17 protein-coding genes are annotated in these 19,672 nt (G+C 42.6%); 8 read left to right on the top strand and 9 right to left on the bottom strand.

The genetic code is table 11. The features are described from left to right. Positions 1-288 precede the first annotated feature (288 nt). Entirely contained in the window at positions 289-1,653 is a 1,365-nt protein-coding gene (gene mnmE, locus D9603_RS15830; protein ID WP_128732037.1) for a tRNA uridine-5-carboxymethylaminomethyl(34) synthesis GTPase MnmE, read from the bottom strand. A gap of 352 nt (positions 1,654-2,005) precedes the next feature. On the opposite strand from mnmE, the gene D9603_RS15825 reads away from it, so the two are divergent. Continuing rightward, a complete protein-coding gene (locus D9603_RS15825; RefSeq protein WP_194086973.1) occupies positions 2,006-4,195 on the top strand; it encodes a winged helix-turn-helix domain-containing protein in 2,190 nt (729 codons plus the stop codon). A gap of 70 nt (positions 4,196-4,265) precedes the next feature. On the opposite strand, the gene D9603_RS15820 is transcribed toward D9603_RS15825, so the two are convergent. From D9603_RS15820 to rpmH, 7 genes are all read right to left on the bottom strand, one after another. Further along, positions 4,266-5,003 (bottom strand): hypothetical protein, encoded by a 738-nt coding sequence (locus D9603_RS15820; protein WP_128732036.1) that lies wholly within the window; start codon positions 5,001-5,003, stop codon positions 4,266-4,268. Next, positions 5,003-5,461 (bottom strand): TlpA disulfide reductase family protein, encoded by a 459-nt coding sequence (locus D9603_RS15815; RefSeq protein ID WP_128732035.1) that lies wholly within the window; start codon positions 5,459-5,461, stop codon positions 5,003-5,005. Before D9603_RS15815 ends, D9603_RS15820 begins: the two co-directional genes overlap by 1 nt. Positions 5,462-5,477: 16 nt before the next feature. Next, positions 5,478-6,149 carry a cytochrome c biogenesis protein CcdA gene (locus D9603_RS15810; RefSeq protein ID WP_125253660.1) on the bottom strand — a complete coding sequence of 224 codons (672 nt, stop codon included), beginning with the start codon at positions 6,147-6,149 and terminating at the stop codon, positions 5,478-5,480. A gap of 161 nt (positions 6,150-6,310) precedes the next feature. Next, positions 6,311-7,945, bottom strand: coding sequence for a membrane protein insertase YidC (gene yidC / locus D9603_RS15805; RefSeq protein ID WP_128732034.1), 1,635 nt, complete (start codon positions 7,943-7,945; stop codon positions 6,311-6,313). Positions 7,946-7,953: 8 nt separating this feature from the next. Continuing rightward, positions 7,954-8,256 (bottom strand): membrane protein insertion efficiency factor YidD, encoded by a 303-nt coding sequence (yidD, locus tag D9603_RS15800; RefSeq protein WP_211091617.1) that lies wholly within the window; start codon positions 8,254-8,256, stop codon positions 7,954-7,956. Between the two features lie 173 nt (positions 8,257-8,429). Next, positions 8,430-8,861 (bottom strand): ribonuclease P protein component, encoded by a 432-nt coding sequence (gene rnpA / locus D9603_RS15795; protein WP_128732033.1) that lies wholly within the window; start codon positions 8,859-8,861, stop codon positions 8,430-8,432. Positions 8,862-8,867: 6 nt separating this feature from the next. Then, positions 8,868-9,002 (bottom strand): 50S ribosomal protein L34, encoded by a 135-nt coding sequence (gene rpmH / locus D9603_RS15790; protein WP_010376846.1) that lies wholly within the window; start codon positions 9,000-9,002, stop codon positions 8,868-8,870. Between the two features lie 608 nt (positions 9,003-9,610). On the opposite strand from rpmH, the gene dnaA reads away from it, so the two are divergent. The 7 genes from dnaA to D9603_RS15755 all read left to right on the top strand — a co-directional run bounded on the left by dnaA (position 9,611) and on the right by D9603_RS15755 (position 19,312). Beyond that, positions 9,611-11,011: a chromosomal replication initiator protein DnaA gene (gene dnaA, locus D9603_RS15785; protein WP_128732032.1), complete on the top strand. Its 1,401-nt coding sequence runs from the start codon at positions 9,611-9,613 to the stop codon at positions 11,009-11,011. A 10-nt stretch (positions 11,012-11,021) separates the two neighbouring features. Continuing rightward, positions 11,022-12,125 carry a DNA polymerase III subunit beta gene (dnaN, locus tag D9603_RS15780; RefSeq protein ID WP_128732038.1) on the top strand — a complete coding sequence of 368 codons (1,104 nt, stop codon included), beginning with the start codon at positions 11,022-11,024 and terminating at the stop codon, positions 12,123-12,125. A gap of 4 nt (positions 12,126-12,129) precedes the next feature. Then, a complete protein-coding gene (gene recF, locus D9603_RS15775; protein WP_125253664.1) occupies positions 12,130-13,218 on the top strand; it encodes a DNA replication/repair protein RecF in 1,089 nt (362 codons plus the stop codon). Positions 13,219-13,230: 12 nt separating this feature from the next. Continuing rightward, positions 13,231-15,648: a DNA topoisomerase (ATP-hydrolyzing) subunit B gene (gyrB, locus tag D9603_RS15770; protein WP_125253665.1), complete on the top strand. Its 2,418-nt coding sequence runs from the start codon at positions 13,231-13,233 to the stop codon at positions 15,646-15,648. A gap of 173 nt (positions 15,649-15,821) precedes the next feature. Continuing rightward, a complete protein-coding gene (glyQ, locus tag D9603_RS15765; RefSeq protein ID WP_125253666.1) occupies positions 15,822-16,721 on the top strand; it encodes a glycine--tRNA ligase subunit alpha in 900 nt (299 codons plus the stop codon). A 2-nt stretch (positions 16,722-16,723) separates the two neighbouring features. Continuing rightward, positions 16,724-18,793: a glycine--tRNA ligase subunit beta gene (gene glyS, locus D9603_RS15760; protein ID WP_128732031.1), complete on the top strand. Its 2,070-nt coding sequence runs from the start codon at positions 16,724-16,726 to the stop codon at positions 18,791-18,793. A gap of 72 nt (positions 18,794-18,865) precedes the next feature. Next, on the top strand, positions 18,866-19,312 hold the full coding sequence (locus D9603_RS15755) for a hypothetical protein (RefSeq protein ID WP_128732030.1): 447 nt from the start codon (positions 18,866-18,868) through the stop codon (positions 19,310-19,312). A gap of 28 nt (positions 19,313-19,340) precedes the next feature. On the opposite strand, the gene tusA is transcribed toward D9603_RS15755, so the two are convergent. Further along, positions 19,341-19,580, bottom strand: coding sequence for a sulfurtransferase TusA (gene tusA / locus D9603_RS15750; protein WP_128732029.1), 240 nt, complete (start codon positions 19,578-19,580; stop codon positions 19,341-19,343). Positions 19,581-19,672: the final 92 nt, after the last annotated feature.

Raw genomic sequence — 19,672 nt, 5'->3', positions numbered from 1 at the left:
ATGAACTGATGGCTTAAACCGATCTCGGGTTAATTAATGCCTTTCTAGCAACCAGCTTTAGCGCTAACTGCGTTGAATTCACTTCCAATAGCCAGCTATTGGTACGTAAATTCGCCTTGTTATCCCCAAAACTGTCTGGCTAGAGAAAGGGATAATTTACTGTGGTCTTGAAAACAACGAGTCAGCTCATTCCTTATCCAAACCTCAGGTTAGCTAGTGTGTAACCATACGCCCGAACATCGGGCGTATGACAACTCAAATATTTGGATTATTTATCCGAAGGTCAGGTTATTTACCAATACAGAATGAGCTAAAGATTTTGCCTAGCAAATCATCTGAGGTGAATTCGCCGGTGATCTCATTGAGGTATTGCTGGGTAAGGCGCAGCTCTTCTGCCAGAATTTCACCGGCAATGTGCATCTCTAGCTGAGTTTGGCCTATTTCTAGGTGCTCAGCAGCGCGTTCTAGGGCGTCTAAATGACGACGACGAGCCATAAAGCCACCCTCAGTTGCACCTGTGAATCCAATACAGGCTTTTAGGTGTTCTCTCAATAAATCAATGCCTTGAATATCTTTGGCACTTATGCGAATAAGAGTATGGCCATCACTCGTTGTTGTGCCAATGGCCTCACCGCTCAAATCGACTTTATTGCGGATCACCGTAATCTCCATACCTTGCGGTAGTTGCTCAATAAAATCAGGCCAGACCTTCGCAGGATCGGTTTCGTGGGTTTCTGTGCCATCTACCATAAACAGTACATGATCGGCACCACGGATCTCTTCCCAAGCACGCTCTATGCCTATCTGTTCTACTTTATCTGGACTATCACGAAGTCCTGCAGTGTCGATAATATGAAGCGGCATACCATCGATATGAATGTGCTCACGCAGTACATCCCTTGTGGTACCTGCAATGTCTGTAACAATCGCGGCTTCACGGCCAGCTAAGGCATTGAGTAGCGATGATTTACCTGCGTTAGGACGACCTGCAATCACCACGCGCATACCTTCACGCATAATACTGCCTTGCTTGGCTTGTTTACGCACTTCAGCGAGTTGCTGAATAATGCTCTCAAGATCCCCTGCGACTTTACCGTCTGATAGAAAATCAATTTCTTCATCGGGGAAATCAATTGCAGCCTCTACATACATACGAAGGTGAATTACTTTTTCGACTAATGCGTTGATATGTTTAGAGAAGTCACCTTGCAGTGAATGTAGCGCACTTTTTGCAGCTTGCTCGCTGGTGGCATTGATCAAGTCTGCGATGGCTTCTGCTTGCGTTAAGTCTAGCTTGTCGTTCATAAAAGCACGTTCTGAAAACTCACCAGGCTTTGCCAAGCGCACTTGCTCGATTTGGCTTATCTCCTTTAGCAGCATATCAAGGACAACCGGGCCACCGTGGCCTTGTAGCTCAAGCACATCTTCTCCTGTGAATGAGTTTGGTCCTTGAAAGAACAGCGCAATGCCTTGGTCAAGCTGTTCACCTGCTAAGGTATTGAATGGCAGGTATTCGGCATAGCGAGTTTTTGGGCATTTACCTAAGATTTGCTCGGCGACCGCTTTGGCTTTACTACCTGATACGCGAATAATACCAACGCCACCGCGACCCGGAGCGGTAGCCTGTGCTGCTATGGTGTCTTGTGCAATCATGATGACTCTTTAGACTGTTTGGTTAATAGACATAATTGTACAGCAATTGATATATCTCAGGTATAGCTGCTAGATAATATCTACAAGTGTTGGTTCTCTTGCGATTTTGTTTTTGTTCTTCGGAGTGTACTGTGGCTATAGCATTTGACTTGTCGCTTCGTGGTTCAAGCGATAATTGAGCGATATGGATTTGACCTGGTGTTGGTAACAATCAAGTTGGAAAGGTTGGCTTAACTTCATTTTAGCAGTTCGATGACTTTGCTTAGGATTAGTCGTGTTTGTTAGTTATAGTATAGGTACAATACTTACTGGATACTTCTGGTAATAGGTTTGTATAAGGGAAATAAACACCGTGTTGTACTTCTTACATTTTCGCTTTGATCCAATGACATTGTGCTTATATCGTGATGCTGTGCAAGTTCCATTGCGGCCAAAGGTTGCACAGCTATTGGCATATTTTTTAACGCATCCAAATCAAGTTGTTGCACGTGAAACATTACTAAGCAGCCTCTGGCAACATGGCGAGTTTAGAGAAACCGCACTCACTCAAAGCATTACAGAGCTCAGGCAAGCACTGAGCGACAGTCCCCAAAATCCAACGTTTATCAAAACTATCCCACAGCAAGGGTATTTGTGGATTTGTCCTGTTGAACAGCCGCATTCAAAAAGCCTAATTTCACATGTTACTAAGCTAGGGAAGAAAGCCACAATATTGCTCACTGCGGTTGGCTTAACAGCGATTGTTAGTACAGTCAGCTTATATTTTTTATCTGCACCAAAGCCGGTTTCAAGCAAGGCTAGTGTCACATTGCCGACACTTATTATCCCACCTATGGCTAATGAAACGGGTGTACAAGCAAATGCGTGGTGGGGGTATGCGTTGGAAGCCGCATTGCGGCAACAGCTGCAATCTAGTTATCACTTAGTACCCAAAAGCCAGTATCCAGAGCTTTCTGACAGTGATAAAACTAAAAAGCTCACGCTTTCTCTTAAACCGTTACAACAACGATTTCTATTAACGGCTAGTTTAGCAAGCGAGCGCACCGAGCTGATAGTCGAACAGCTAGATGAAAACTTTACAGCTATTGCAATGCAAGTCATAACACAACTAGCACTTAAAACTGAAGCGATAGATATGGCTCCTTTTAATCGTGGCATGCGTGACTATTATCGCGGTGTCCAAGCGTTAAATGAGCAAGGTCCAAAGCTAGCTAAAGCATACTTTGAAGCGGCGGTTATGCAAATGCCAGATCATATAGAAAGTCAGCTTGAGCTTGCACAAATTTGCTGGTGGCTTGGGGACATACAGTCTGCACATAAGCAGTTTGAGCATATCTCACTGAGCACAGCATCTATCGCGACGCAGGCTCGCTATCACTTGTATTATGGCGAGTTTTTAAAAGCAACAGGACAAGCGCAGCAGGCCTTGCAACAAGCGAAATTGGCATTGGATGTGGCACAGCAAAGTCAACAGGTTGAATTAATAGCATCTGCTTATCAACTTCAGGCGGACGCCTATTGGAGCCTTCAGCGCTGGGATGAATATAAACAAGCAATGAATTCAGCGCATGTTTTGGTGGGGAGTCGCTCTTTTGCCTACAGCGAAGCGCAGCGCAGCTTTTATTTAGCTAATCCACCCGCAGCAGGGCCAATAGAAAAGACTTTACTCAACTTAGAAAAAAGTAAGCCAGTCCTTGCTCAAGCGATCACTTACTATCAGCAAACGGCACAAAAATTAAGCTTAATTAAGGCATTATTTGCTTACGGACAAAACTATTTAGTGCCTGTTAGTGAGAGTGAGCCAAGCTTATTAAACGCGTTGGAATTGGCGCAACAGGGTGGCTATCACCATCTAGAAATGCAAGTACTAACTTACTTGGGGTTTTTCTATATTCAGCTTCATCAAGGGGAAAAAGCGCTTGATTACCTAAAGCAAATTACACCCGAACCACGTTTTGTGCCTAGTTATGAACAGCAGCAATTACTGATAGGCATGGCGCAAATGGATATTGCACTGCAAACGGGTGATGAAGAAGCAATGCAAAGCGCAATTTTACAATACCAAGCATTGCTCAAAAGTGATGATATATCTGTCGTGACGCGGGCGAACGTTAAGTTATTACTCAGTTGGACATTGATAAAAGCAGGAGAGCTTGAGTCTGCCGAGCAGCTTTCATTGGAGGCTATGCAAGCGTATCAAACGCTACAACTACAGGAGGTTGAAACCTATGCGCTTTATACTCAAATGTATATACATCTTTTAAATGGAGAGCCACAACAAGCACTTGATATTATTAGTTTACAGCAACACCCCAGCTCGCATCTTTTGCTACTTTATGGTGCTGTAGCCGCTGATATGGCGAAAGAGGAAGCGTTACAGCAAGACTTTTCAGATAAACTCACTGAGCTTGAAAATAGTCAATTATTACAGTTGCAGTTGCAGCAGTTACGACAGCAAAGCCGCATCGATAAACGCTTTATTGCTGAGCTTATTGATGCGCCGTATAGCGTATATTGTCAAAGTAAATGGACGATAAATTAGCTCGAGATCTCCCTAAATTTACAATCTTGTTGAGCAGCCAGTCTTCGCTCAAGCTGGCTGCGACAGGGAATTAGTCTAGGCTCGGTGGTTGATTACCGCGATATACCACTTTGCCCTGTTTGTCTTGTACCAACCAATAAGGTAATTCTCGTACATCAAAAGTACTGAATACCTCATTGTGGTGATCGAACACAATATCGTGTTTGATATTAAAGCGCTTTTGATAGGCATAAGCACTTTGCTCATCGACGTAAAATGGCTTAATTATCGTTAGCACGGGATAATCGCTGACTGCTGCGAGGTGATTATTCATTTCAATCTTCATTTCGCATGCTGGAATATGTTGAAATGGACATAAGCTATCACTGAAAAATAGCACTCGGTATTGGCTATTAACTGTTTCAATAGAGAAAGGCGTACCGGCTAATGTTTTTAAAGGGGTGTTTGTCTTTTCTTCTTTGCTGGCAACGGTTGCCGTAGACAATTGCTCTCGTTGGATAACTTTACCGTTTTCAACGAGTACGCGCATGGGGGTTTGCCTCACTGAAAACTGCAGCATTAACTGGTTTTGCTTATCAATTTTGATATTACCGTAACTAGGGTAAGCTGCTTTAAACTGCTCTAGACTTGCATCATCAATATTGATATCTGGCTGCAACATAACTCTCGGAGCTGATGGTGCGGGTAATGAGGTTGGCTGCACATACTCATCCCAAATATTGATAAAGATATACTCTTGTGTGCTCGCCTGCGCAGACATACTTAAATAGATGGTAATGGGCACAAGTAGTAATTTGATTAGTGACATTAGTTTACTCCTTGTAGTGCGTTTAGGTGCTGCTGTAGCTCATCGGTAAATAGTGCACTGCGATAAATTTCTTTACCGTTTTCATCAATTAAGATGTGCTGCGGTGTACCTAATACTTGAAACTGTTGGGTTATCTTACCGCTTTCATCAAATACCGTTGGAAATTGATAATTATGTTTATCAAGATAGGCTTTGATACCTTTTTCTGACTGATTGAAGCCGATATTAATAGCGATAACCTGATAGTGGTCATTGGCTTGTTGGTAGCTTTGTTCAAGTAGCGGCATCTCCTCAATACAGTAAGCGCACCAAGTTGCCCAAAATTTTAAATAAGTGATCTTCCCTTTGCTTGTAATCACATTGTTGGTCAGTGTACTAGCATTCAGTACGGGGTAGTCCTTAGCCGTCGATGTGGTGCTCAATAAAGTGAGTAGCAAATAAAAAATGACTCTGTTCATGGTAGTTCCTTCACTGTTATAGCCAGCTTTTGCCAGCTTGAATAAGAAAATATTGCGCCATTGCGACTAAGAGTAGTGCTGTGACTGTGGTGATGTGATTAAGCCATGCCCCTGATTTTGGCAACTTATCTAAAAATCGTGTGCTAAACCCAGCAAGCAACAGCAAGGTGCTCATACCCAGGGCAAAACTAAATAGCAACATACCGCCCAATAAGGGCTGCTGAGCATTGGCCACGAACAATAACAGACCGCCCAGCACAGGTGATGTGCAAGGTGCTGCAACAAAGGCGCTGGCCATGCCCATGAGTAGCGGAGCAGAGGCTGTATTACTGAAGGCTGTGGAGAATGCAGGCAAGGGGAGTAACCCTTTTGATACTGCTGCAAAGTAAAGTAGCAGATTTGCAAAAATCAGTAGCACCCAAGGGTTCGTGGCAATTTGGCCGAAAAAGCTACCTGTGAGTGCGGCTACGAACCCAAGTGCTGCATAGACAGCTGCAAAGCCAATAGCGTACAACATAGGTGCAAGGCGGATATGACGTTGCTGACTCAACGTAGCAACAGTAATAGGTAAGATAGGATAGACACAGGGAGTAAAACTGGTGAGAACACCTATTAGCAAGGCGAGGGGGATTAACCACCAGCTTGTTTCCGCACTAGAAAGTGCCTGTAGTAACGTTGATTCAAACATCGTCTTCTCTTTGCGTGCTGTATTTGCAAATGAGCATGACGGATAGTGTCTATCTGACCTATCAAATTAGCATAAAATTACCATAAAATATTATCAAGTTATTGTTTTTAAGACATAAAAAAACGGCTCATTAGAGAGCCGTTTTTTCTGAATACGGGGAATTAACCGCGTACTTTCATGCCTTTTTTCTCCATACCACGGTAGATAATTAGCATCTGCGCGATAGAGATAAGGTTTGAAACCAACCAGTAAAGTACTAGACCTGATGGGAACCAGATAAAGAAGATAGAGAACACAACTGGCATGTAAGTCATCATCTTTTGCTGCATTGGATCAGTCACAGTCATTGGCTGTAACTTTTGAGTAAGGAACATACTTGCGCCAAATAGCACAGGTAGTACATAGTAAGGGTCCATCGCAGATAAGTCAGTTAGCCATAAGACAAATTCAGCATGACGTAACTCTGTTGACTCAAGGAAAACGTAAAATAGCGCAAGGAAGATTGGCATTTGTAGTAATAATGGGAAGCAGCCACCCATAGGGTTTACTTTTTCCTTACGGTACATCTCCATCATCGCTTGACCGAACTTCTGACGGTCATCGCCATAACGCTCTTTTAATGCCTGCATTTTTGGTTGCAGCATGCGCATTTTAGCCATTGAAGTGTATTGTGCTTTGGTCAGTGGATACAAAGCGGTTTTTACAATCAATGTAATCGCGATAATAGCCAGACCCCAGTTACCCAAAATACCATAAAGGAACTTAAGTAGTGTGAGTAATGGCTGTGAGATAAACCATAACCAGCCGTAGTCTACAGTTAGGTCTAAGTCTTCTTGAATAGCCTCTAGCGCCTCTGTGTCTTTAGGTCCCATATAATACGTTGCTGTAATCGTTGCAGCGGTATTTGCTTGAACATTGGTCGGTTCACTCTTCATGCCAATAATGCCGTTACCGTTTCTTAGTGTTGTGTACACAGTATTATTGGTTTGCTGATCAGGAACCCAAGCGCTTACAAAGTAGTGCTGTAGAAATGCGACATAACCACCTTGGGTATTTTTATTAAGGTTTGCTTCAGCCATATCTGAGAAGCTGTATTTCTCGTAAGGCTCTTCCGCTGTACCATAGGCTGCACCAAGGTAAGTTTGGTCAACCATGCTGCCTTTATCCTGACGAGTACGCTTGATTTGTGTGTAAAGCTGCACTTGTACGGGATCTGCCGTGGTATTGTTGACATGATACTCTAGGCCAACGTCATATTTACCAGCATTGAAGATATAGGTTTTGGTGTACTGTACGCCTTTTTCATCAGTAAAAGTAAGAGGTACGCGTAATGTATCGCCTGCTAACTCATAGTGAGTTTGAGTTGACTTGTACACTGGGCGGCCTGATTTATTCGCGTCAGGGCCGTTTAAACCAATTAAGCCACTTTGTGAAATATACTGCTTAGCATCAAATTCACCAAGTAACAGGTAAGGCTGATCGCTGCCATGGGTTTCTGCATGTTGGAGTAATTTAGCTTCAACGATGTCGCCGCCTTTAGTATCAACTTTTACCGCAAGTACATCGGTAGTAATACTAATAACAGAACGTGTCGCCTGAGTTGCCACAACAGGCACATCGGATTGGCTAGACGCTGGAACATCAGTTTGATCTTCTGTTGGGGTTGAGTTCGCCACTTGATGTGCGGCGGCACTGGTACCAGTTTGAGGCTGGTTTTGTTCTTGTGTCCACTCTTGGAACAATAGGAACGAAACAAGCAACAAACCGATAAATAAAAACGTGCGTTGCGATTCCATAACAGCTCTTATTTCTCGTGTTGTTTAACTTTAGTTGACTTCACAGGTACAGGATCATCTCCACCTGCGCTCAAAGGGTGACATTTTAATATGCGTTTAACCGCTAACCAACTCCCTTTTGCAATTCCATGTAAATTAATTGCTTGAATTGCATAGCTCGAACAGGTTGGATTAAATCGACAATGAGGTCCAAGTAGGGGACTGATCCATTGTTGATAACCTCGTATCAGTAAAATAAGGAGATGCTTGGGTAGCGAACTCACTAATTTGAACTGACGCCTGATTTTGCCATGCCCTGAAGTTGAATTCATGGCATTGTAGATATCAATTTCCTCAATTTACTGCTTCAACCCAAGTGGGAAAAAACAGACTATTTTTCCATTGATATAGCTGATTAAAAGGTGAGCTAACCTTACCTTAATTGAGGTAAAATTACTACGTTGGCAAGGGTAAATGCGGCTTAAAAAGAAATGCGAAAAGCGGATTATTGCTTTTTCGCGTTCCCTTGAGGTTTTTTTGAACGCTTTTGCTGTCTTGGCTTAAAAGCAGGCTTTGGTGCTCCTGGTTTACAACGTTCATTTATTTTACGCCACATCTTAGTTAGCTGTTTTGTTAGCTCTTCATTAGATTGCTCATCAACACCGGTCTTGACCATCAACACAATATCGATGTTATCCAGTTTATGACGATTTAGACGAAAGCTTTCTCTGGCAAGACGTTTAATGCGATTTCGTTGACACGCTTTTTTACAGCGCTTTTTAGCAACTGTTAAACCGAGTCTGGGATGACCAACATCATTTGGTTTTGCAAGTAGAGTAAAATAAGGTGTAGCAGCGCGAGCTGGCTCTTGAAATATGCGGGAGTAATGCGAGGGAGTTAACAGACGTAACTCCCTGCTAAAGCTAAAGTCTTCCACTAAATATTAAGCAGAAAGTACTTTACGGCCTTTAGCACGACGACGTGCTAATACTTTACGACCGTTCTTAGTCGCCATGCGAGCACGGAAACCGTGAGTACGCTTGCGCTTAAGTACGCTAGGTTGAAAAGTTCTTTTCATAACAATTCCATCCGATCGGTTAAAAGTTAAAACATCCTATGCAGGTCGCGATCCTGGCACAGGTGCCATTGCGAGCGCGAGATATTAAAGCTGAGTACGTCTAAAGTCAATCAAAATCTGCTCTGTGTGGCTAAATATTCCACAGCAAGCGTTTTGTTGCCTTATATATAGAACAAACTGAGCAGCAGTATCGAACACACATAGATGATCCATATAAAGTAGGATCAATACGAAATCGATCTGCATAGATCTGATCCGACGGGCGGCATTATAGCATTTAGTAAGAATAGGAAAAGCTCTGGAAAACTAAATTTGATCTTAATTTTGGGGTGAGATCTGGTGGTTTTTTTGCTATGATCTTACTTGTGGGTAAAAAATAAAAACCTTTTAAAATCATGTGTTTGATTTTTTATTTTGATGAGATCTTACTTTTTCAAAAAGTCAATATTGAACTTGTGGATAAGATCACTTCATAATACCCCGCTTCCACCAGTGATTTTGTAATTATAAATAAGTATTTCCGGCGATCATCGCTTAGATCTAACTGTTCAGTTGATCTAAAACGTTTGTTTTTTATTCCTGGGAATCAAAACCTATTGGAGTTCAGAGTGTATCTGTCGGTTTGGCAAAGTTGTTTATATGTTTTGCAGGATGAATTGCCATCTCAGCAATTTAGTATGTGGGTAAGACCGCTACAGGCAGAAAGTACTGATGATACGCTAACTATCTATGCGCCAAATCGTTTTGTATTAGATTGGGTGCGAGAAAAGTATCTCCATCGTATTAATGAGCTACTCATTGAAATTTGTGGTGATGAAGCGCCAGAATTACGCTTTGATGTTGGTAGTAAGCCGGTATTGGCGGCGCAACCAAATACTGCGCAAGAAAGGACACCGACAGTTGGTCATGCTCCAGAGCAGACTACAGCCTCACAAGGCGGACAAACTAGAGTTGCTGAGAAAGTGGAGCCGGCACCTAAATCAGCACATAAGTCCAATATTAAAGAAAACTATACCTTCGATAACTTTGTTGAAGGTAAGTCCAACCAACTTGCCAAGGCTGCTGCAACTCAAGTTGCCGATAATCCAGGATCTGCTTTTAACCCTGTATTTATTTATGGTGGTACAGGCTTGGGTAAAACGCACTTATTGCACGCCGTTGGGAATGGTATTATCGAGCAAAAACCAGATGCAAAAATTGTGTATATGCACTCTGAAAGGTTTGTTCAGGATATGGTTAAAGCATTGCAAAATAATGCGATAGAAGAGTTTAAACGCTACTATCGTAGCGTTGATGCACTCATGATCGACGACATTCAATTTTTTGCAAATAAAGAACGTTCACAAGAAGAGTTCTTCCATACGTTTAATGCTTTGCTTGAAGGTAATCAGCAAATTATTTTAACTTCTGACCGTTACCCCAAAGAAATTGAAGGGGTAGAAGATAGATTAAAATCTCGTTTTGGTTGGGGATTAACTATTGCCATAGAGCCACCAGAACTTGAAACTCGAGTTGCTATTTTGATGAAAAAAGCGCAGCAGAGTAATATCAATTTACCACATGAAGTTGCTTTTTTTATCGCTAAAAAACTTCGCTCAAATGTTCGAGAGCTGGAGGGCGCGTTAAACCGTGTGATCGCGAATGCCAATTTTACAGGTCGACCAATTTCTATCGATTTTGTAAAAGAAGCGCTACGTGACCTATTAGCGCTGCAAGATAAACTAGTCACCATTGATAATATTCAGCGCACAGTTGCAGAGTATTATCGTATTCGTGTTTCTGATTTATTGTCTAAACGTCGCAGCCGTTCAGTTGCAAGACCAAGGCAAGTTGCTATGGCGTTGTCTAAAGAACTGACTAACCATAGCTTACCTGAAATTGGTGATGCGTTTGGTGGTCGAGACCATACCACCGTGTTGCACGCGTGCAGAAAAGTAAAAGAGCTTCGTGACGAAAGCCATGAAGTTAAAGAAGATTATCAAAACTTAATTAGAACGCTGTCTTCTTAAGGGTTAAATGATGCAAATAACTATTCCAAGAGAACTATTTTTAAAACCACTTGTGCAGGTTTCTGGCGCCATTGAGCGCAAGCATACACTGCCTATTCTGTCTAATGTATTACTTGAAGTAAAAAGTGGTGCGCTATATATGACAGGAACAGATTTAGAGATAGAGCTAGTTGCGTCAGTGACTTTAGAAAACAGTGTTCCAGATGCTAAGATCACGCTGCCTGCAAAAAAGCTGTTAGACATCTGTAAGAGCTTGCCGGATAACTCTGATTTAGTGTTAAGCGCCCAAGAGCATCAGTTGTTATTAACGAGCGGTCAAAGCCGATTCTCTCTGACAACGCTGGCTGCAGAAGACTTCCCTAATCTTGAAGAATGGGATGGCGAAGTTGAGTTTACGATTACACGCTTAGAGCTTCGAAAACTCCTTGAAGCAACGCATTTCTCTATGGCTAATCAAGATGTGCGCTATTACCTAAATGGCATGTCCTTCGAAGTCGATAATAATGAAATAAAAACAGTGGCAACAGATGGCCACCGCTTAGCTATTGCGCAACAAACGCTACCAGAAGCGTTAAATACACAACGACAGCTAATTATTCCGAGAAAGGGCGTGCAAGAGATAATGCGCTTGTTACCGGCGGATGATAATGCCGTTACTATTCAGTTTGGTGCTAATCATGTGCGTATTATCGATAGTGAGTTCACTTTTACCAGTAAGCTGGTGGACGGACGTTTTCCTGATTATCGTCGAGTTTTACCACGTGGTGGAGACAAGCTAGTTACGGCAAATCGTGATTGGCTACGTAGTGCATTTCAACGTGTTTCTATTTTATCCAATGAAAAATTCCGTGGAGTTCGATTAAATCTAACCAATGGACATTTGAAGATCAGTGCTAACAACCCAGAGCAAGAGCAAGCGGAAGAGGTTGTAGAGGTAGGCTATCAGGGTGATGATCTAGAGGTTGGCTTCAATGTGTCTTACCTGCTAGATGTATTGAATACTATCAAATCGGAAGATGTCCAATTTACATTATCTGATGCGAATAGCAGTGCGCTCATTGAAGCGGTTGGCGATGAAAATGCAATGTATGTAGTCATGCCAATGCGCCTATAGATATATGAGTTTAACTCACCTCAGCCTCAATACGTTTCGCAACATTGAGGCTATAACACTTTCACCTAGTCATGCCGTTAACATCATTCTTGGTGAAAATGGCAGCGGTAAAACAAGCTTGCTTGAAGCCATCTATTTTCTCTCCAGCGGTAAATCTTTTCGTACTAACTTACAAAAGTTAATGATCAAGCATGAGGCTTCTCATTGCGTTGTACATGCTAAAAAACAACTACATAACTTGTCTATACCTCTTGGTATTAGTAAATACATGAGTGGCGAAACTAAGTTGAGAATCCAAGGGCAAGCAAGTCGGAAAGTTGCTGAACTCGCCCAAGTGCTGCCCGTCCAAGTGATAACTCCAGAAAGTTATGAGTTGTTTTTTGGTGGGCCAAAAGAGCGAAGAAAGTTTCTTGATCTAGGGGTGTTCCACGTGGAACACCAGTTTTATTCTGCTTGGAAGATGTTTAACCAAGTACTCAAACAACGAAATGCACTTCTTAAGACCAAGCCCAGAGATTTTCAGTCCCAATTAAGCTATTGGGATAAAGAATTTGTTCGACTTGCTGAACAAATAAATATACTAAGAGAAGCGTATATAAGTAGGTTTCAGGCGCATTTTTTTGATAAGATAGGGGATATAAGCCCTATCTTTAAAGGCCTTGAAATTCGCTTTCAAGCGGGCTGGAAGGGAGAACTGGCAGAAGTACTTGCCAATCAATTAGAGCGTGACATAAAACTTGGCTATACAAGTAAAGGGCCGCACAAGGCGGACTTTAACTTTTATACTCAAGGGCACAGTGTGGAACATATTTTCTCTCGGGGACAGTTAAAGCTGCTGCTGTATGCTTTAAAAGTTATGCAGAATAGTTTGATTGACCAAGAGAGTAATAAGCAATCTGTATTGCTTATTGATGATTTACCTTCGGAGCTCAGTGATGAGACTAAGGGGGCGGTATCGCGTTTACTCGCACAATGCCAGTCTCAACTGTTTATTACTGCAATTACTCCAGAAAGTATTGCCGCCGTTATTGAACCTATGGAACGTGAAATTAAAATGTTCCACGTGGAACATGGCAGCTTAATAACAAAATAATTGGAAGAAACCATGTCGGAAAATTACGATTCGTCGAGTATTAAAGTACTTAAAGGATTGGATGCTGTAAGAAAGCGTCCGGGAATGTATATCGGTGACACAGATGATGGCACTGGTTTGCATCACATGGTGTTTGAGGTCGTTGATAACTCAATCGACGAAGCACTAGCAGGATATTGTGACGATATTTTCGTAACAATTCATACTGATGGCTCCGTGTCTGTTAGAGATAATGGCCGTGGTATCCCAACTTCAATACATGAAGAAGAAGGGGTATCAGCAGCAGAAGTTATCATGACAGTACTACACGCTGGTGGTAAATTTGATGATAACTCATATAAAGTATCGGGCGGTTTGCATGGTGTAGGTGTATCGGTTGTAAATGCACTTTCTGAAAAACTACAATTAACAATTCGCCGCGATGGCAAAGTGCACCAACAAAAATACACCATGGGTGTTCCTGATGCGCCCCTAGGTATTATTGGTGAAGCTGAAACTACAGGTACTGAACTGAGATTTTGGCCAAGTGCTGAGACATTCTCTGACACAAACTTCCACTATGATATTCTTGCAAAACGTCTACGTGAACTCTCATTCTTAAACTCAGGTGTGAGTATCATTCTTAGCGATGAGCGTGAAGAGAACAAGCAAGACCACTTCAAATATGAAGGGGGTATTCAAGCCTTTGTTGAATACCTCAACCGCAAAAAGACACCAGTTCATCAAAGTGTTTTTCACTTTTCGACTGAGCGTGAAGACGGCATTAGTGTTGAAGTGTCGATGCAGTGGAATGATGGTTTCCAAGAAAATATATACTGCTTTACGAACAACATTCCACAACGTGATGGTGGTACTCACTTAGCTGGTTTCCGTGCAGCATTAACACGTACACTAAACACTTATATGGAAAAAGAGGGCTTTAACAAGAAGCATAAAACGAATGCTACTGGTGATGATGCCCGTGAAGGTTTAACAGCTGTAGTTAGTGTTAAAGTTCCTGATCCTAAGTTTTCTTCACAGACCAAAGATAAGCTTGTTTCAAGTGAAGTGAAAGGTGCCGTTGAGCAAATGATGGCGGAAAAGCTCACCGAGTTCTTGCTTGAAAATCCTGGTGATGCAAAAACCGTTGTAAACAAAATCGTTGATGCGGCGCGCGCGCGTGAAGCTGCACGTAAAGCACGTGAGATGACTCGTCGTAAAGGTGTGATGGATTTAGCTGGTCTGCCGGGTAAACTTGCAGACTGCCAAGAACGAGATCCTGCTCTTTCTGAACTATATATAGTGGAGGGTGACTCGGCAGGTGGTTCTGCTAAGCAAGGTCGTAACCGTAAAAACCAAGCTATTCTACCACTCAAAGGTAAAATTCTTAACGTAGAAAAAGCACGTTTTGATAAGATGCTTTCTTCTCAGGAAGTGGCAACACTAATCACTGCATTAGGTTGTGGTATTGGCCGTGATGAATACAACCCTGAAAAGCTAAGATACCACCGCATTATTATCATGACCGATGCGGACGTGGATGGTTCACACATCCGTACGCTGCTACTAACTTTCTTCTATCGTCAAATGCCAGAGATTATTGAACGCGGTTATGTGTATATTGCTCAGCCGCCACTATATAAAGTGAAGAAAGGTAAGCAAGAGCGTTATATTAAAGATGATAATGCACTAACTGCGTATCTAACGACATTGGCACTTAACGATGCTGCACTATACCCAGCTGAAGGTGCGGAACCAATTTCTGGTAACAAGTTAGAAAACTTAGTACATGATTATCAGAATACGATAGATATCATTGAGCGTTTAAAGCGTAAGTATCCGTCTTCAATTATGAACCGTTTGCTTTACCATCCTGAACTGACCGAAACAGACTTATCTAATGAGTCAACAGTAACAGCATGGACTGAAGGCTTAGTTGCTGATCTTGTGAAAAAAGATGAAGATGCCACTATTTTCAACGCTGAAGTTGCATTTGATGAAGAGCGTAATATGTATTACCCAGTGGTCAATATTCGCCAGCACGGGGTAGATAAAGCGCACACATTAAACTTCGATTTTATTACTTCAAAAGACTATGTCCGTATTGCAAATACAGGACGTCAAATTGGTAACTTAATTTCCGAGGGCGGTTACGTCCAGCGTGGTGAAAAGACTCAGGCAATTGATTACTTTGAAACAGGCCTTGAGTGGCTAATTTCGGAGTCTAAGCGTGGCTTGTATACACAACGCTATAAAGGACTAGGTGAGATGAACCCTGATCAACTTTGGGAAACCACCATGGATCCAGATGCGCGTCGTATGCTACGTGTGACCATTGAGGATGCCATTGCTGCAGACCAATTGTTCGCAACCCTAATGGGTGACCAGGTAGAACCTCGTCGAGAGTTTATCGAAACAAATGCCTTGCGCGTAGTTAACTTAGACGTATAAATACAACCATCTAATAAAAAGGAGGGGTTTTCCCTCCTTTTTTTATGCTTTAAAGCTTAAAACCCTAAAGCGCTCGCGGTATACTGAGCATAATTTTCAATCATTGAATCTAGCGTGAGCGCGGAAAGCACAGTGTTCACACACGATAAGTACCAGATAAAAATAAGCCAACTATGCAAAAATACGATATCAAAACCTTCCAAGGTTTGATCCTGGCTTTACAGGATTACTGGGCGCAGCAAGGCTGTGTTGTAGCTCAACCTTTAGATATGGAAGTTGGTGCGGGTACATTCCACCCGATGACCTTCCTAAAGTCCATTGGTCCTGAACCAATGTCGAGCGCGTACGTGCAACCATGTCGCCGTCCGACAGATGGTCGCTATGGTGAAAACCCGAACCGTCTTCAACATTACTACCAATTTCAAGTGGTACTGAAGCCATCACCTGAGAACATTCAAGAATTATACTTAGGCTCGTTAGCTGCACTAGGTATCGATACTCTGACTCATGAAGTTCGTTTTGTCGAAGATAACTGGGAGTCACCAACTTTAGGTGCCTGGGGGCTTGGTTGGGAAGTTTGGTTAAACGGTATGGAAGTGACACAATTTACTTACTTCCAGCAAGTTGGTGGTATTGAATGCTCGCCAGTAACCGGTGAAATTACTTATGGTTTAGAGCGTCTTGCAATGTATATACAAGGCGTGGATAGCATCTATGACTTAGTTTGGACAGATGGGCCAATGGGACGTGTCACTTATGGTGATGTGTTCATGCAAAATGAAATTGAGCAGTCGACATATAACTTTGAACATGCAGATGTAGATGCGCTATTCAAACAGTTTGACCAGTGCGAAAAAGAAAGTGAAAAACTGATTGAAGCAGGGCTACCATTACCAGCGTATGAGCAAGTGATGAAGGCGTCCCATGCTTTTAACTTGTTAGACGCGCGCCATGCTATTTCTGTAACTGAGCGTCAGCGCTATATCTTGAGAGTTCGCGCTTTATCAAAAGCCTGTGCACAGGCGTACTATGATGCACGTGAAGCTCTTGGCTTCCCGCTTTGTAAGGATTAATAATGTCGACTGAAAACTTACTTGTAGAAATTGGCACAGAAGAATTACCACCAAAGGCTTTGCGTAATCTTGCTGAATCGTTTGCAGAGAATACCAAGCTGGAACTAGCAGCACTGGAACTTGGTCATGAAGGCGTTAGCTGGTACGCATCACCTCGTCGTTTAGGTATTCAAGTTAAGGCACTACAGACACAACAGGCAGACAAGGTTGTTGAAAAGCGTGGCCCTGCAATCCAAGCTGCATTTGACGCAGAGGGTAACGCTACAAAGGCTGCACTAGGCTGGGCGCGTGGTTGTGGTATTGATATAAATGATGCTGAGCGTTTAGAGACTGATAAGGGCACTTGGTTACTACACAAAGCAAAAGTAGAAGGCCAGCAGACTTTAGCGTTACTAAGTGATGTGATCAACAAAGCACTAGCTAAGTTACCTATTCCTAAGCCGATGCGTTGGGGTGCGAACAAGACGCAATTTATCCGCCCTGTACATACCGTGGCAGCACTACTTGGTAGTCAACAAGTCCAAGGTGAAGTACTAGGTAAAGCGATTGGCAATGAGCTACAAGGACATCGTTTCCATCACCCAGAGCGTGTACGTGTAACACATGCTGATGACAGCCACCAAGTATTAAAAGACGCTTATGTCATTGCGGATTATGAAGCACGTAAAGCGCTAATTCGTAGTCAGATTGAGACTGAAGCGCAAAAGCTAGGCGCACAAGTGGCGATGGATGAAGATTTACTTGAAGAAGTTACCTCACTCGTTGAGTGGCCTGTGACTTTAGTTGCATCCTTCGAAGAAGCATTTTTACAAGTGCCTGATGAAGCTCTTATCTACACCATGAAAGATGACCAAAAATACTTTCCACTGTTAGACAAACAAGGCAACTTGATCAACAAGTTCTTATTTGTTTCTAACATTGAAAGTAAAGATCCAAGTGTAGTGATCTCGGGTAACGAGAAGGTGGTTCGCCCACGTCTGGCAGACGCGCAATTCTTCTTTGAAACGGATAAGAAGAAAACGCTAGAAAGTCGTCTTGAGTCACTTGATTCAGTATTGTTTCAAAAGCAGCTTGGCACACTTAAAGACAAATCAGAGCGTATCTCTGCATTGGCAGGTTTTATAGCCGAACAACTTGGTGCCGATAAAGCCTTGGCTGAACGTGCTGGCCTACTCAGTAAAACGGATCTAATGACTGAGATGGTGATGGAGTTTACCGACGTTCAAGGTGTAATGGGAATGCACTATGCACGTATTGATGGTGAAGCCGAAGAAGTTGCATTAGCACAAAACGAGCAGTACATGCCGCGTTTTGCTGGAGATAATTTACCATCCAACCCAATCAGTTTTGCCGTGGCGCTCGCTGATAAGTTTGACACTTTAGTGGGTATTTTTGGTATTGGTCAGACGCCAAAAGGGGATAAAGACCCATTTGCACTGCGTCGTGCTGCAATTGGTGCATTACGGATCATGGTAGAAAAAGCGCTACCTCTCGATATTCAGGATATTGTCGCTAAAGCAATGACCTTATTCGGAGATAAGCTGAGCAATGCAAATGTCGCTGAGGATGTTATTGAGTTTATGCTTGGGCGCTTCCGTGCATGGTACCAAGATGAAGGGATCAGCGTTGATGTTATTCAAGCTGTACTGGCTAGACGCCCAACCAGCCCAGTTGACTTTGATCGTAGAGTAAAAGCGGTAAGCCACTTTAGAACGCTAGCAGAAGCAGAAGCATTAGCTGCTGCCAATAAGCGAGTAAACAACATTTTAGCTAAGAACAATGTTGCCTCTGAAGCTTTGGTGGATACTTCACTATTACAAGAAGAAGCTGAAAAAACATTGGCCGCACAAGTTGCTGCGTTAACTGCTGAGCTTGCACCTGTTTACGCTAAAGGCGATTATCAAACAGCGCTCACACGGTTAGCGAACCTGCGTGAAGCGGTGGACAACTTCTTTGACAACGTAATGGTGATGGCGGACGACGAAGCCATTAAGGCGAATCGTCTAGCATTATTGAGTCAGTTGAGTAAGCTGTTCTTAAACACTGCTGATATTTCAGTGTTACAAAATTAAGTGTGAATACAAAAGCCAGCGGTTGCTGGCTTTTTGTTAGTTCATCATTAGCAAGTAAAAAGGTTGTTCGCTATGATAAAAAAACAAGGGGCACTGGCATTTGCACTGTTGGCACTTACCGCTTGTAGCAGTAACTTACAGTTACCTGCTGAATCGACCTCATCAACGGTAGTTGGCAAGTTAGATAAAACACTATATTTACGTGGCGATTTTACCTTGTGGGATGCTGAACCTCAGTATCGTATGGAAGAGACGCAACCCGGGATTTATATCACCAAAGCCAAATTTATGAGCCCGGGAAAAGTATACGAGTTTAAAATTGCCGACGAACAATGGAGTGAAGGCTATAACTGTGGTTATCAAACTGAAGGGCAGCTGACACTGGGTCAGCCCTTAATTGCTGATTGCAATACGGTATATAATTACTTTAGTTTTAAGCCGAGTAAAAAGGGCTGGTATGAGATCCGTTTGGACTATCGAAACCCTAGAGTACCAAAAGTCGTCATTGTAAAATCTTAAAAAAGCGGCAACCGCCGCTTTTTTACCATTACTGACCTTTTTTAATTACATATTTATATGGCAACTCAGCCACCGCTTTAGCAATTAAGGTGTGATCCATAAATTCGCAGAAACTTGGAATATCTCTTGTTGTTGACGGATCGTCTGCAATCACTAACAAAGTTTCACCTAAGTTCATCCTTCTTACCATGCCTCTTATCATCATTACAGGCTCAGGGCAACGCAAACCTACAGCATCTAGGGTATGGTCGGTATTATCAAAACTCATTGTGGGTGGCCTTGTTGGTTACGTTATTATACCAATTCGCTTAATTAAGTGATCTATTTTGAGGCGAGAGAATCTTGTCGATAACCAGGCAA

The sequence above is a fragment of the Pseudoalteromonas sp. PS5 genome (assembly GCF_004103255.1).
Classification (GTDB): Bacteria; Pseudomonadota; Gammaproteobacteria; order Enterobacterales; family Alteromonadaceae; genus Pseudoalteromonas; species Pseudoalteromonas peptidolytica.
Note: the sequence above shows the minus strand (reverse complement) of the source record. Positions and strands in the feature narration are given on the sequence as shown.